This is a genomic window from Agrobacterium bohemicum, assembly GCF_002896715.1.
In the GTDB taxonomy this organism is placed as follows: Bacteria; Pseudomonadota; Alphaproteobacteria; order Rhizobiales; family Rhizobiaceae; genus Agrobacterium; species Agrobacterium bohemicum.
This window is the reverse complement of record NZ_PGEL01000023.1, coordinates 111367-123974: the sequence shown is the minus strand read 5'-3', so window position 1 is coordinate 123974 and position 12608 is coordinate 111367. Positions and strand designations below refer to the sequence as shown.

General features: G+C 58.2%; 12 protein-coding genes. 6 read left to right on the top strand and 6 right to left on the bottom strand.

All coding sequences use genetic code 11. The features are described from left to right. The first annotated feature begins 67 nt into the window (after positions 1 to 67). The 4 genes from CUC55_RS09665 to upp all read left to right on the top strand — a co-directional run bounded on the left by CUC55_RS09665 (position 68) and on the right by upp (position 3871). Positions 68 to 847, top strand: a complete 780-nt coding sequence (locus CUC55_RS09665; protein ID WP_103087692.1) for an SURF1 family protein — start codon at positions 68 to 70, stop codon at positions 845 to 847. 86 nt (positions 848 to 933) lie between these two features. Next, positions 934 to 2154, top strand: a complete 1221-nt coding sequence (locus tag CUC55_RS09660; RefSeq protein WP_103087691.1) for a phosphopentomutase — start codon at positions 934 to 936, stop codon at positions 2152 to 2154. Next, positions 2151 to 3140, top strand: a complete 990-nt coding sequence (locus tag CUC55_RS09655; RefSeq protein ID WP_103087690.1) for an adenosine deaminase — start codon at positions 2151 to 2153, stop codon at positions 3138 to 3140. The genes CUC55_RS09660 and CUC55_RS09655 overlap by 4 nt, the downstream gene beginning before the upstream one ends. 101 nt (positions 3141 to 3241) lie before the next feature. After that, positions 3242 to 3871 (top strand): uracil phosphoribosyltransferase, encoded by a 630-nt coding sequence (upp, locus tag CUC55_RS09650; RefSeq protein ID WP_067649394.1) that lies wholly within the window; start codon positions 3242 to 3244, stop codon positions 3869 to 3871. A gap of 57 nt (positions 3872 to 3928) precedes the next feature. Here upp and CUC55_RS09645 read toward each other — a convergent pair whose 3' ends face one another. Beyond that, complete coding sequence (locus CUC55_RS09645) at positions 3929 to 5425, bottom strand: CoA-acylating methylmalonate-semialdehyde dehydrogenase (protein ID WP_103087689.1); 1497 nt, start codon at positions 5423 to 5425, stop codon at positions 3929 to 3931. A 130-nt stretch (positions 5426 to 5555) separates the two neighbouring features. Between CUC55_RS09645 and CUC55_RS09640 the strand changes: the two genes are divergently transcribed. After that, positions 5556 to 5870, top strand: coding sequence for a putative quinol monooxygenase (locus CUC55_RS09640; protein ID WP_067649387.1), 315 nt, complete (start codon positions 5556 to 5558; stop codon positions 5868 to 5870). Next, entirely contained in the window at positions 5867 to 6757 is an 891-nt protein-coding gene (locus CUC55_RS09635) for a LysR family transcriptional regulator (protein WP_103087688.1), read from the top strand. Before CUC55_RS09640 ends, CUC55_RS09635 begins: the two co-directional genes overlap by 4 nt. Here the strand turns inward: CUC55_RS09635 and CUC55_RS09630 are convergent. The 5 genes from CUC55_RS09630 to hutI form a co-directional block, all read right to left on the bottom strand. Continuing rightward, positions 6741 to 7307: a HutD/Ves family protein gene (locus CUC55_RS09630; RefSeq protein WP_103087687.1), complete on the bottom strand. Its 567-nt coding sequence runs from the start codon at positions 7305 to 7307 to the stop codon at positions 6741 to 6743. The genes CUC55_RS09635 and CUC55_RS09630 overlap by 17 nt on opposite strands. Before the next feature lie 5 nt (positions 7308 to 7312). Beyond that, entirely contained in the window at positions 7313 to 8998 is a 1686-nt protein-coding gene (gene hutU, locus CUC55_RS09625; RefSeq protein WP_067649378.1) for a urocanate hydratase, read from the bottom strand. Beyond that, on the bottom strand, positions 8995 to 9816 hold the full coding sequence (hutG, locus tag CUC55_RS09620; RefSeq protein WP_103087686.1) for an N-formylglutamate deformylase: 822 nt from the start codon (positions 9814 to 9816) through the stop codon (positions 8995 to 8997). The genes hutU and hutG overlap by 4 nt, the downstream gene beginning before the upstream one ends. After that, positions 9813 to 11348, bottom strand: a complete 1536-nt coding sequence (gene hutH / locus CUC55_RS09615; protein ID WP_103087685.1) for a histidine ammonia-lyase — start codon at positions 11346 to 11348, stop codon at positions 9813 to 9815. Before hutH ends, hutG begins: the two co-directional genes overlap by 4 nt. After that, the gene (gene hutI / locus CUC55_RS09610) at positions 11345 to 12592 is read right to left on the bottom strand and encodes an imidazolonepropionase (RefSeq protein ID WP_103087684.1); all 1248 of its coding nucleotides are present in this window, start codon (positions 12590 to 12592) and stop codon (positions 11345 to 11347) included. Before hutI ends, hutH begins: the two co-directional genes overlap by 4 nt. Positions 12593 to 12608: the final 16 nt, after the last annotated feature.

Sequence of the window (12608 nt, the reverse complement as noted above, 5' to 3'; positions counted from 1 at the left end):
CGAGAGACAAAAACCCCATGAATCGGAGAGCGGATTCATGGGGTTTCTGTTGAGCGGGAAAGCTCTAATGACCACCAAAAAAGAAACCACACCACGTAAGGGCATCCGCCCGGCAGCCATCGTCGTCATTTTCATGACCGTCGTCCTCACCAACTGCTTGCTGGCGCTTGGCACATGGCAGGTCAACCGTCTCGCGTGGAAGCGCGATCTCGTAGCTCACGTGGAGGAGCGTGCGCAAGCCGCGCCCGTGGACATTTCCGCGCCAAGCGAATGGCCTGCAATGACGGATCCTTCGCAATACGAATATCGCCGTGTGAAGATTACCGGCACATATCGCCATCAGGATGAGGTTCAGGTCTATACCGTGACCGATCTCGGCCCCGGCTATTGGGTGCTGACGCCCCTGCAACGCGCGGATGGCACACGCGTCATCGTTAACAGAGGCTTCGTGCCGACCAATAAGCGCGATCCGGCTACCCGCCCCCAGGGCGAGGTCGAAGGCAATGTCGAGGTAATCGGCCTGATGCGGGCGCCTGAAACCGGCAGCCTTTTCCTGCGCGCCAACGATCCGCAGAACAATCGCTGGTACTCCCGCAATATCGTCCAGATTGCTGAAACCAAACAGATCGAGAACGCCGCTCCCTTCTACATCGATGCGGATGCAACACCCAATCCCGGCGGCCTGCCCATCGGCGGCAAGACGATGCTGACTTTNCCCAACAACCATCTGTCCTATGCCATCACATGGTACATTCTGGCGGGCATGGTTGTAGCTGCTGGCTGGTATGTCACACGCAATCTCAATGCGCCAAAGAAAGCCAGGACAGACGATCAAGACAGTGCTTGAAGAAAGCGTTTCACCTTTCTGATCGCGGTGATTATATCACTCATTTGTTCTCGCGGCCCTTTACGCCGCGCTTTTTGTGGTGACGCATGGCACGAGCTTTTCTTCTCGTTCTTGATTCCTTCGGTGTCGGTGGTGCGCCGGACGCCGAGCAATATGGCGATCTCGGTTCGAACACGCTGGGCCACATCGCCGAATTCTGCGCCGCCAGTGCGGCGGATCGCGAAGGTCTCCGGTCCGGCCCGCTGAAATTGCCGAACATGTCGGCGCTTGGCCTTTTGAACATCGCCCAGCTTTCCAGCGGCGAAACACCAGCGGGCATGGAGCAGCCGGAACGTATCTATGGCGTTCATGGCTGCGCCAATGAAGTTTCAAAAGGCAAGGACACACCATCAGGTCATTGGGAAATAGCAGGCACGCCGGTGCGGTTCGATTGGGGGTACTTCCCGTCTGAGGGCGACGCCTTCTCTCCTGAACTGGTTGAAGCCATTTGCGAACAGGGTGAGGTTCCCGGCATTCTCGGCAATTGTCATGCATCCGGTACCGACATTATCGCCCGTTTCGGCCCAGAACACATCCGCACCGGCAAGCCCATCTGCTATACGTCCTCGGACTCGGTTTTCCAGATCGCCGCGCACGAAGAGCATTTCGGGCTAGAGCGGCTGATCGCCTTTTGCCAGACGGTCCGCAAACTGGTCGATCCGCTCAATATCGGCCGCGTCATTGCCCGGCCTTTTACCGGAGAAACTGTCGCTACTTTTGAGCGAACCGGTAATCGTCGCGATTTTTCCGTGTTGCCGCCGGAGCCGACCTTGCTCGACCGTCTGGTGGAGATGGACCGTAAGGTGCTCGCCATCGGCAAGATAGGCGATATCTATGCACATCAGGGTGTTACCCGCGTTATCAAGGCCAATGGCAATGAAGCGCTGATGGATGCAACATTGCAGGCGATGGACGAGGCCGAAAACGGCGATCTCGTCTTCAGCAATTTTGTCGATTTCGACATGAATTACGGACACCGCCGCGACGTGGCGGGTTATGCCGCAGCACTTGAGGCTTTCGACGCCCGCCTCCCTGAAATTCACCGCAAGATGCAGCCGGGTGATATCGCCATTCTCACCGCCGACCATGGCTGCGATCCCACATGGCGCGGCACGGATCACACCCGCGAGCGCGTGCCGATCATGGCCTTCGGTCCCGGCATCCGCGAACGCAATATCGGGATACGCTCATCCTTNGCCGATATCGGCGAAAGCATCGCCACTCATCTTGGCATCCCAACTGGCCGCTACGGCAGGAGTTTCTTGTGACGTCGNATTTGTTGAAAGCAGAAATCCACTGCCATCTGGAAGGTGCCGCGCCGCCCGCGCTGGTGGTACAACAGGCGAGGAAATACGGCATAGACAGCAGCTGCTTCATGCGCGATGGCGCTTATATCTGGACGGATTTTGCCGAATTCATTCGCTGCTATGATGCCGTGGCTCAGGTCTTCAAGACCGAGGACGATTACGCGCTTCTGGCCGAAACCTATCTGACCGAATTGGCCGGTGAAAACACCATCTATAGTGAGCTGATCATTTCGCCTGATCACGGCGACCGTATCGGTTTGGGCGCGGATGCCTATCTCTCGGGGATCGCGGCAGGCATCGCGGCGGCGAAGGAAAAGACCGGCATCGAAGCGCGCATCATCGTCACCGGAGAGCGCCACTTCGGCCCGGAAAGCGTCATTGCCGCTGCGGAATATGCGGCGCGGGTCAAGCACCCGCTTATCACAGGTTTCAACATGGCGGGTGAAGAGCGCATGGGCCGCGTGGCGGATTACGCCCGCGCCTTCGATATCGCTCGTGATGCCGGGCTTGGGCTCACCATTCACGCGGGCGAAGTCTGCGGCGCGTTCAGCGTGGCGGATGCGCTTGATCTTGTCAAACCCCAACGCATCGGCCACGGCGTGCGCGCCATCGAGGATGATGCGCTGGTGGCGCGACTGGTGGAACTCGGAACGGTGTTGGAAGTCTGCCCCGGCTCCAATATCGCGCTCCATGTCTATCCAGATTTCGAAAGTCATCCCCTGAAGTGCCTTCGCGATGCAGGCTTGCGCGTCTGCATCAGCTCAGATGATCCTCCGTTCTTCCACACGTCGCTGGCGCAGGAATACGAGATCGCGCGCCATGCTTTCGGATTCAGCGATGCCGAGACCAATGCCATGACGCGTACCGCGCTTGAGGCCGCCTTTGTGGATGAGGACACGCGCGCGAAGCTGCTTGCCAAGCTGGATGCGCAGTCGACAGCGGCATAAATCGAGCGGGAACGGGGATGCAAAATGTGTTTCCGGTCTTGCGAAAGCCGCTCATTCGGTGAAATACAGAGACATCATAGATAAAAGAAAAGGCCAGCTCCATGGACGGCGTCACCGTAATCGCTCATCCCCTCGTGCAGCACAAACTCACCATCATGCGCAAGAAGGAAACCTCGACCGCCGGTTTCCGCCGTCTGCTGCGGGAAATCTCGACGCTGCTCTGCTATGAGGTCACGCGTGATCTGGAAATGACGATGGAGACCATCGAAACGCCGATGCAGACCATCGACGCGCCGGTTCTGGAAGGCAAGAAGCTGGTGTTCGCCTCAATCCTGCGTGCCGGCAACGGGCTTTTGGAAGGTATGCTGGAACTCGTTCCGTCCGCCCGCGTCTCGCATATCGGTGTGTACCGCGATCATGACACACTTGAAGCCGTCGAATATTTCTTCAAGGCCCCTGATAATCTCGATGCACGCCTGATCATCGTTGTCGATCCGATGCTGGCAACCGGCAACTCGTCCATCGCTGCCGTGGACAAATTGAAGGAACGCGGCGCGAAGAACATGCGCTTTGTGTGCCTGCTGGCAGCCCCCGAGGGCATCAAGAACTTCCGCGAAGCACACCCTGATGTGCCGATTTTCACGGCCTCGATCGACAGCCATTTGAACGAACAGGGCTACATCATGCCCGGTCTGGGCGACGCGGGCGACCGTATGTACGGTACGAAATAACGCGCACAAAAANTGCGCCCTCAGCGATGAGGGCGCATGACTGGAAAGACAGTCTTTTTACTTCATCGTCGGCATGACGAATTCCGCGCCGGTCTTGATGCCCGAAGGCCAGCGAGCCGTGACCGTCTTGGTCTTCGTCCAGAACTTGATCGAATCTGTGCCGTGCTGGTTGAGATCGCCAAAGCTCGATGCCTTCCAGCCGCCGAAGGAGTGGTAGGCCAGGGNAACCGGGATCGGAACGTTGATGCCGATCATGCCGATATTGATGCGGCTGGCAAAATCACGGGCGGCATCACCATCGCGGGTGAAGATCGCAACGCCATTGCCATATTCATGCTTCATCGGCAGATCGAGCGCGTCTTCGTAATTCTTGGCGCGCACGACGGACAGGACTGGCCCGAAAATCTCCTGCTTGTAGATGTCCATATCGGTCTTGACATGGTCGAACAGGCATCCGCCCACGAAATAGCCATCTTCATAGCCCTGAAGCTTGAAATTACGACCGTCAACGACAAGCTTTGCACCCTGCTCGACGCCACTGTCGATCAGGCCGCTCACGCGTGTCTGCGCTTCCTTGGTGATCAGCGGACCCATATCGGCCTTGTCATCGGTATAGGGGCCGATCTTCAGCGCCTCGATCTGCGGAATGAGCTTTTCGATGAGGCGATTAGCAGTCTCTTCGCCGACTGGAACGGCAACCGAAACTGCCATGCAGCGCTCACCTGCCGAACCGTAACCAGCACCCATCAAGGCGCTGACAGCCTGATCGAGATCGGCATCTGGCATGATGATCATGTGGTTCTTGGCACCGCCGAAGCACTGCGCGCGCTTGCCGTTCATGGCAGCCGTGCCATAGACATAGCGCGCGATCGGGGTGGAGCCGACGAAGGAGATCGCGCCGATATCCGGGTTGGTGAGAATGCCGTCAACCGCGCTCTTGTCACCATTGATGACGTTGAGAATACCAGCGGGCAGACCGGCCTCGATCATCAATTCTGCCAGACGGATCGGCAGAGAGGGGTCACGCTCCGAAGGCTTCAAGATGAAAGCGTTGCCGCAGGCAATGGCCGGGGCAAACATCCACATCGGTATCATGCCAGGGAAGTTGAAAGGCGTAATGCCAGCACCGATACCGACCGGCTGACGGATGGAGTACATATCGATGGCAGGGCCAGCACCTTCGGTAAACTCACCTTTGGACAGATGCGGAATACCGCAGACGAATTCGCAGACTTCCAACCCGCGAATAATGTCCCCCTTGGAATCTTCCACCGTCTTGCCGTGTTCGCTCGAAAGCAGCACGGCCAACTCGTCCATGTTCTGGTTCAGCAAATCCACGAATTTGAAGAACACGCGCGCCCGGCGCTGCGGGTTGGTCGCGGCCCATTTCGGCTGCGCAGCCTTGGCGCTTTCCACGGCAGCCAGAATTTCCGCGTCGCTCGCCAGTGAAAGCGTTGCCTGCACTTCGCCCGTTGCCGGATTATAGACATTGGATGTGCGGCCGCTGGTGCCAGCCACATGCTTGCCGTTGATAAAGTGACCGATTTCTTTCATGGGTGTTCCTCCGGGATTTTTTGATAGCGAACCATCGCACTTCAATTTGTACAAATCAATGAGCTGATATAAGAAGCCGTTGTGCGTAAATTGAAGTCCAAAACTGGATGGCCAAACAGTGAGCAAATCGATGGATCAAGACCTTGTCGTCAGAATGGCGGACATCGAAATCGATCCGCTTCACTTGGATGCCTATCGCCATTTGCTGGCCGAGGAGATCGAGGCTTCGGTCAGTATGGAAGAGGGCGTGATCTCATTGAATGCGGTGGCGATAAAGGATTGCCCGGAGAAAATTCGTATCCTTGAGATTTATGCCAACCCTGCGGCATATGAAGCCCATTTACAGACACCGCATTTTCTCAAATACAAGGCAGCCACGGCGGCAATGGTGAGGTCGCTCACTCTGATCGACGTGGAACCCGTGATTTTGCGTAACAAGCCATGAATTGGGATGACGTCCGCATCTTCCTTGCTGTTGCGCGCACGGGCCAAATTCTTTCTGCATCGAAACGTCTCGGACTGAACCACGCCACACTGTCCCGGCGGCTGACCTCCCTGGAGGAGGCACTGAAGACCCGACTTTTCACCCGCCGTACGAACGGCTGTGAGTTGACGGAAGATGGTGGCCGCTTTCTGATATCGGCAGAACATATGGAAGCTGAAATGCTTGCAGTTCAGGCCAGTCTCGGAAGGAGCGATGCTGCGATTAGCGGAACTGTGAGGATCGGTGCCCCTGACGGTTTTGGCGTGTCTTTTCTGGCGCCACGCCTTGGCGCACTGATATCGTTGCATCCAGAACTCAAGATCGAACTCGTGCCGGTGCCACGCTCTTTTNCGCTGTCTCAGCGCGAAGCAGATATTGCCATAACGATTGAAAGGCCGGAGCAAGGCAGGCTGGTTTTCTCCAAACTCACCGATTATTCGCTTGGTCTCTATGCGTCGAAATCCTACCTCGCGGAGAACGGAAAGCCTGAGACGGTAGAGGCGCTCAAGCTTCACCGGCGCATTGGTTATGTCGAAGACCTCATCTTCTCGCCTTCGTTGAACTATACGGGTGAAATCATGCGGGACTGGAATGCCAGCTTTGAAATATCCAGCGCCATAGGCCAGACTGAGGCAGTGCGCTCCGGTGCTGGTATCGGCATCTTGCATGATTACATCGCCCGCAATGATCAGAACCTAACGCGCATCCTGCCAGACATAACCATTCACCGCTCCTACTGGACCGCGTTCCACGAAAACGCCCGCCAGCTGGCGCGGGTTAGAACCGCGGTGCAATTTCTTCAGGACATCGTCGCCAGCGAACGGTCGATATTCATTCCTGCGGCGTGAGACGGATTATATAGCAGACGGTGTGATCTGCCTCGACAGTCACGGTGGTATCGATCGACATCGCATCCAGTGCCGTCAAGGCAAAGGAGTGACGATCTGACAGCGCAGAAACATTGCCCGTTGCCAGCACGAATACCGTTTCGGTTTCCGTCTGTTTGCTGACCGAAAAGCGACCACTAACGCTCTCGACGCTGTGACGATAGCGCCCACGCCGTGTCATAACATTCAGGTCCGTAATCGTCCCATTGGCAAGCGTTGCCGCTACAGGAACATCCGCCGCGAAGGCGAGTGGCGGACTCGAACGCGTCAGCGGGACGGCCTCTTGACCGTCTATTGCAAGCGACATTCCATTCCCTTCTAGAATGGACAGCGTGCGATCAATGTCGGGNAAGATCGAGAATGGTCCGTCACTCGCAACCGCCGCCATGCTGATGCGCCAATCGAAATCTTCGACGCCAGAACCCGGTGGAAAGACGGCGATTTCCACCGTCTCCCNGCCGCCATTCTTCCATGGCATGCGCTTGTGTTCGTGCGCGCGGTAGAGCTTCATGGCGTTCAGTTGCCGAGAATGCCGGGCAGACGAAGACCTTTTTCCCGGGCGCAATCCAGCGCGATGTCATAGCCCGCATCGGCGTGGCGCATGACGCCGGTAGCCGGGTCGTTCCACAGCACACGGTCCAGCCGCCGTGCCGCGTCTTCCGACCCATCAGCGCAGATGACGACACCGGAGTGCTGGGAAAAGCCCATACCGACACCGCCGCCATGGTGCAGCGAAACCCAGGTCGCACCTGAGGCGGTGTTCAGCAGCGCGTTCAATAGTGGCCAGTCGGAGACGGCATCCGATCCATCTTTCATCGCTTCCGTTTCGCGGTTGGGGGATGCAACGGAGCCGCTGTCCAGATGGTCGCGACCAATGACTACGGGGGCTTTCAGCTCGCCGCTTTTCACCATGTCGTTGAAGGCCAATGCCAGACGATGGCGGTCGCCAAGACCCACCCAGCAGATACGGGCTGGAAGACCCTGAAAAGCAATACGCTCGCGGGCCATGTCCAACCAGTTGTGCAGATGGGTGTTGCCGGGCGTCAATTCCTTCACCTTGGCATCTGTCTTGTAGATATCCTCAGGGTCCCCCGAAAGCGCTGCCCAGCGGAACGGGCCTATGCCACGGCAAAACAGCGGGCGGATATAGGCTGGCACGAAACCGGGGAAGGCAAAGGCATCCTCCAGACCCTCTTCCTTGGCGACCTGGCGGATATTGTTGCCGTAATCCAGTGTAGGCACACTCGCGTTCCAGAAATCGACCATGGCCTGAACTTGGAGCTTCATCGAAGCGCGGGCAGCGGTTTCCACTGCCTTCGGATCGCTTTCTTGTTTCGCGCGCCATTCGGCAACGGTCCAGCCAACCGGTAGATAGCCGTGGATCGGGTCGTGTGCAGAAGTTTGATCTGTGACGATATCCGGGCGCGGGCCTCCAGTTTTCATGCGGTTGACCAGTTCGGGGAAAATCTCCGCCGCATTGCCGATCAGGCCGACGGATTTCGCTTCGCCTGCCTTCGTCCATTGGTCGATAAGTGCAAGTGCCTCGTCCAGCGTATGGGCTTTGGCATCGACGTAACGGGTGCGAAGTCGAAAATCGACGCGGGTTTCATCGCATTCCACGGCAAGGCAGCAGGCACCGGCCATGACGGCGGCCAGCGGTTGTGCGCCGCCCATGCCACCCAGACCGCCGGTCAAAATCCATTTGCCCTTGAGATTGCCATCATAATGCTGGCGACCGGCCTCCACAAAGGTCTCATACGTTCCCTGCACGATGCCCTGCGTGCCGATGTAAATCCACGAACCGGCGGTCATCTGGCCGTACATGGCCAGCCCCTTCTTATCCAGCTCGTTGAAATGCTCCCACGTTGCCCAATGTGGCACGAGGTTGGAATTGGCGATCAATACGCGTGGCGCATCCTTGTGTGTGCGGAAGACGCCGACCGGCTTGCCGGATTGCACCAGCAGCGTCTCGTCCTCATTGAGGTCCTTCAGCGTGGCGACGATGCGATCGAAATCTTCCCAGGTGCGGGCGGCGCGGCCAATGCCGCCATAGACAACCAGCTCATGCGGGCGCTCGGCCACCTCTGGGTCGAGATTGTTCATTAGCATGCGCAGCGGCGCTTCAGTCATCCAGCTTTTGGCGTTGAGCTCAGAGCCTCTGGGGCTGCGAACCTCACGTTCGTTGTGGCGTGGATTGGTCATGATGGTCTCCCCTTATCGTTGGCGTGCAGCGCAAAGTCTTCCATGCGCGTCAGAATGTCTTTGAGGTGAATGCGAAGCTTCGTTGCCTTTTCGGTGTCAAAGGCGAAGGGCGGCGTTTCTGTGACGAGGTGGGTGGATTGCGCCAGCTCCATCTGGATGGCGTGAACGCCACTGTCTGGCCGTCCGTACTGCCGCGTCGTCCAGCCACCCTTGAAGCGCCCGTTGAGTACAGAGGTGTAGCCTCGCGCATTCGCTGTCACATCGACGGCGATGGCTTCGATGGCGGGGTCGCAGGTGCGGCCCATATCCGTACCGACATTGAAATCTGGAAGCGCACCGTCGAACAGGAACGGAATGTGCGAGCGGATGGAGTGGCAATCATAGAGAATAGCGATGCCGTGGATGGCTTTCACCCGCGCAATTTCCGCTTCAAGGGCTGCATGGTACGGCGCGTGAAATGTTGCCAGACGATGGGAAATATCCGCTTGCGTTGGCTCTTCGCCCGCTTTCCATATTGGCTTGCCATCGAAATCCGTTGTCGGCACGAGCCCTGTGGTATTCTGGCCGGGGTAAAGGCTGGAACCCTGCGGATCGCGGTTGGCGTCGATGACATACCGGTGGAAGGTCGCGCGCACGGTGCTCGCATCATCCAGCAGCCCTGCATAGAGATCGTGAATGTGCCAGTCCGTATCGGCTAGCATTTTGCCGGTGTCGTTCAGGCGCTCCTGGATATCCTGGGGCATATCGGTTCCTGTGTGCGGCAGGCCGAGAATGATCGGTGAGGAGCCTTGGTGAGTTTCGAAANCAGGCATGCTCATGCCTCCAGCTTCGGCAGAATGCCGTCTGAGATAACCGACACCAGCGCACCGGACGCAATGAGTTCAGAGGCTGCTTTCAGGTCCGGGGCCATGTAGCGGTCGTCATCCAGCGGCGGAATGACGTTGCGCAGCACGGCCATGGCTTTTTGCAGTTCCGGGCTGGTTTNCAACGGGCCACGCAGTTCCACGCCCTGTACGGCAGACAGTGCTTCGATGCCGAGAATGGCAAACAGGTTGTCCGTCATCACCAGAAGACGGCGTGCGCCGTGGCAGGCCATGGAAACGTGGTCTTCCTGATTGGCAGATGTCGGCGTAGAATCCACGGATGCGGGGTGGGACATCTGCTTGTTTTCGCTCATCAATGCGGCAGAGGTTACCTCGGCGATCATCAGACCGGAATTCAGCCCCGGCTTTTTGGAAAGGAAGGCAGGCAGGCCGTAGGACAAGGCGGGATCGACCAGCAATGCGACACGGCGCTGGGCAATGGCGCCGATTTCGCAGATGGCGAGTGCCGTCTGGTCAGCAGCGAACGCCACAGGTTCGGCGTGAAAGTTTCCGCCTGACACGACCGAGTTATCGGAAAGCACCAGCGGATTGTCGGTGACGGCATTGGCTTCGATTTGCAATGTGTGTGCGACTTGGCGCAGAAGGTCGAGGCAGGCGCCATCCACCTGTGGCTGGCATCTGATGCAATAGGGGTCCTGCACGCGCTCATCACCTTCCATATGGCTGACGCGGATTTCCGAGCCTTCCAACAGATTGCGGAGAGCAGCGCCTGCATCGATCTGGCCTTTGTGGCCGCGCAAGGTGTGGATATCAGGGTGGAACGGCGCAGATGAGCCCATGGCCGCATCGGTGGATAGCGCACCCGTAATCAGCGCCGCCTGCGCAGCACGATGGGTGCGGAACAGTCCGGCCAGCGCCAGTGCGGTGGAGGTCTGCGTGCCATTGATCAGCGCCAGGCCCTCTTTCGCGGCGAGCACCACAGGCTCCAGCCCAGCCTTGGAAAGCGCTTCTGCCGCAGGCAACAGATCGCCGCCATAGTAAGCTTCGCCTTCACCCATCATCACCGCAGCCATATGCGCCAATGGCGCAAGATCGCCGGACGCGCCGACGGAGCCCTTTTCCGGGATGGAAGGGATCACACCCTTTNCCAGCATGCCTTCGATCAGTCGTACCAACTCCAGTCGCACGCCGGACGCACCGCGACCCAGCGAAATGAGCTTCAGCGTCATGATCAGCCGCACCACATTTTCCGGCAGCGCGGCTCCCACGCCGCAGCAATGCGACAGGATGAGATTGCGCTGAAGCGTTGCCACATCGGCGGCATCGATCTTGATCGAGGCCAGTTTGCCGAAGCCGGTGTTGATACCATAGACAGGGGCATTGCCCGCCGCGATTTCAGCGATGCGTTTTGCCGCGCGCTCGATGCCCGCATCGAAGGAGGGATCGAGCTTTGCCGAACCGTTGTTCCAGTAGATATTTGCGAGATCTGCAAGCTGCACGGAGCCGGGGTGGAGAGTGATGGTCATGATGTGATCCGTCCCTTGAAANTACGGGCATGAAGTGGGTTGAAACCGATGCGGTAGACAAGCTCGGCGGGACGCTCGATATTCCAGATCGTGAAGTCGGCGGATTTCCCAATCTCCAGCGTTCCGGTCTCAGAGAGCAGACCGAGTGCCTTGGCGGCATTGCGCGTAGTGGCTGTCAGGCATTCCTCGACCGTCAGCCGGAACAACGTCGCGCCCATATTCATGGTCAACAGCAGCGAGGTCAGCGGCGAGGTTCCGGGATTGCAGTCGGTGGCGAGCGCGATATCGGCACCCGCATCGCGAAGAGCCTGAACCGGCGGAAGCTGCGTTTCGCGAAGCGCATAGAACGCGCCGGGCAACAATACCGCAACGGTTCCGGTTTTGCCGAGCGCTTCGGCACCGGCCTCATTCAGATATTCCAGGTGATCGGCAGACAGAGCGCCGTAGGATGCAGCAAGCTTCGAGCCTTCGAGATTGGAAAGCTGCTCCGCATGCAGCTTCACTGGCAGGCCCAGCGACTTGGCTTTATCGAAAACCGAGCGCATCTCTTCAACGGAAAAAGCAATGCCTTCGCAGAAGCCATCGACGGCGTCGATCAAGCCTTCAGCGTGGCCGCGCTCCAGTCCGGGCAAGACGACGTCGGCGATATAGTCAGCGTTGCGGCCCTTGTATTCCACCGGTGTTGCATGGGCGGCAAGGTAGCTGGTGACGATGCGCACGGGCCGCAGCGTTGCGAGTTTGCGGGCTACACGCAGCATTTTCAGCTCCGTCTCTATATTGAGCCCGTAGCCGGATTTGATCTCGATGGTGGAGATGCCTTCTGCCACCAGCGCATCCAGTCGCGGCAAGGCTTGCGCGACCAGTTCATCTTCGGATAGCGCCCGCGTATCGCGAACGGACGACACGATGCCGCCGCCCGCCTTGGCAATGTCTTCGTAGTTTGCGCCATTCAAGCGCATCTCGAATTCCATGGCGCGGTTGCCGCCAAAAACGAGGTGGGTGTGGCAATCGATCAGGGCAGGGGTGATCCAGCGTCCTTCGCAATCGAAGCTGTCGGCATGGCTTGCGTATTCTCTCGGAAGTTCCGCTTCAAGGCCTGCGAAGATGATGCGACCATCTCTTACCGCAATGGCACCTCTCTCGATAATGCCGAGGCCGTATATTGACGGAGCAAGCGTCGCAATATGGGCATTGCGCCACAGTGAAATCTTGCTGTGGTTGTGTGGAATGGAGTTGCTGGTCATGCTCGATTTTCCCTTC

Coding starts and splice junctions, on each gene's coding strand:
- upp (WP_067649394.1), top strand. CDS start 3,242: ATGGACGGCGTCACCGTAATCGCTCATCCCCTCGTGCAGCACAAACTC.
- CUC55_RS09640 (WP_067649387.1), top strand. CDS start 5,556: ATGGATCAAGACCTTGTCGTCAGAATGGCGGACATCGAAATCGATCCG.
- hutU (WP_067649378.1), bottom strand. CDS start 8,998: ATGACCAATCCACGCCACAACGAACGTGAGGTTCGCAGCCCCAGAGGC.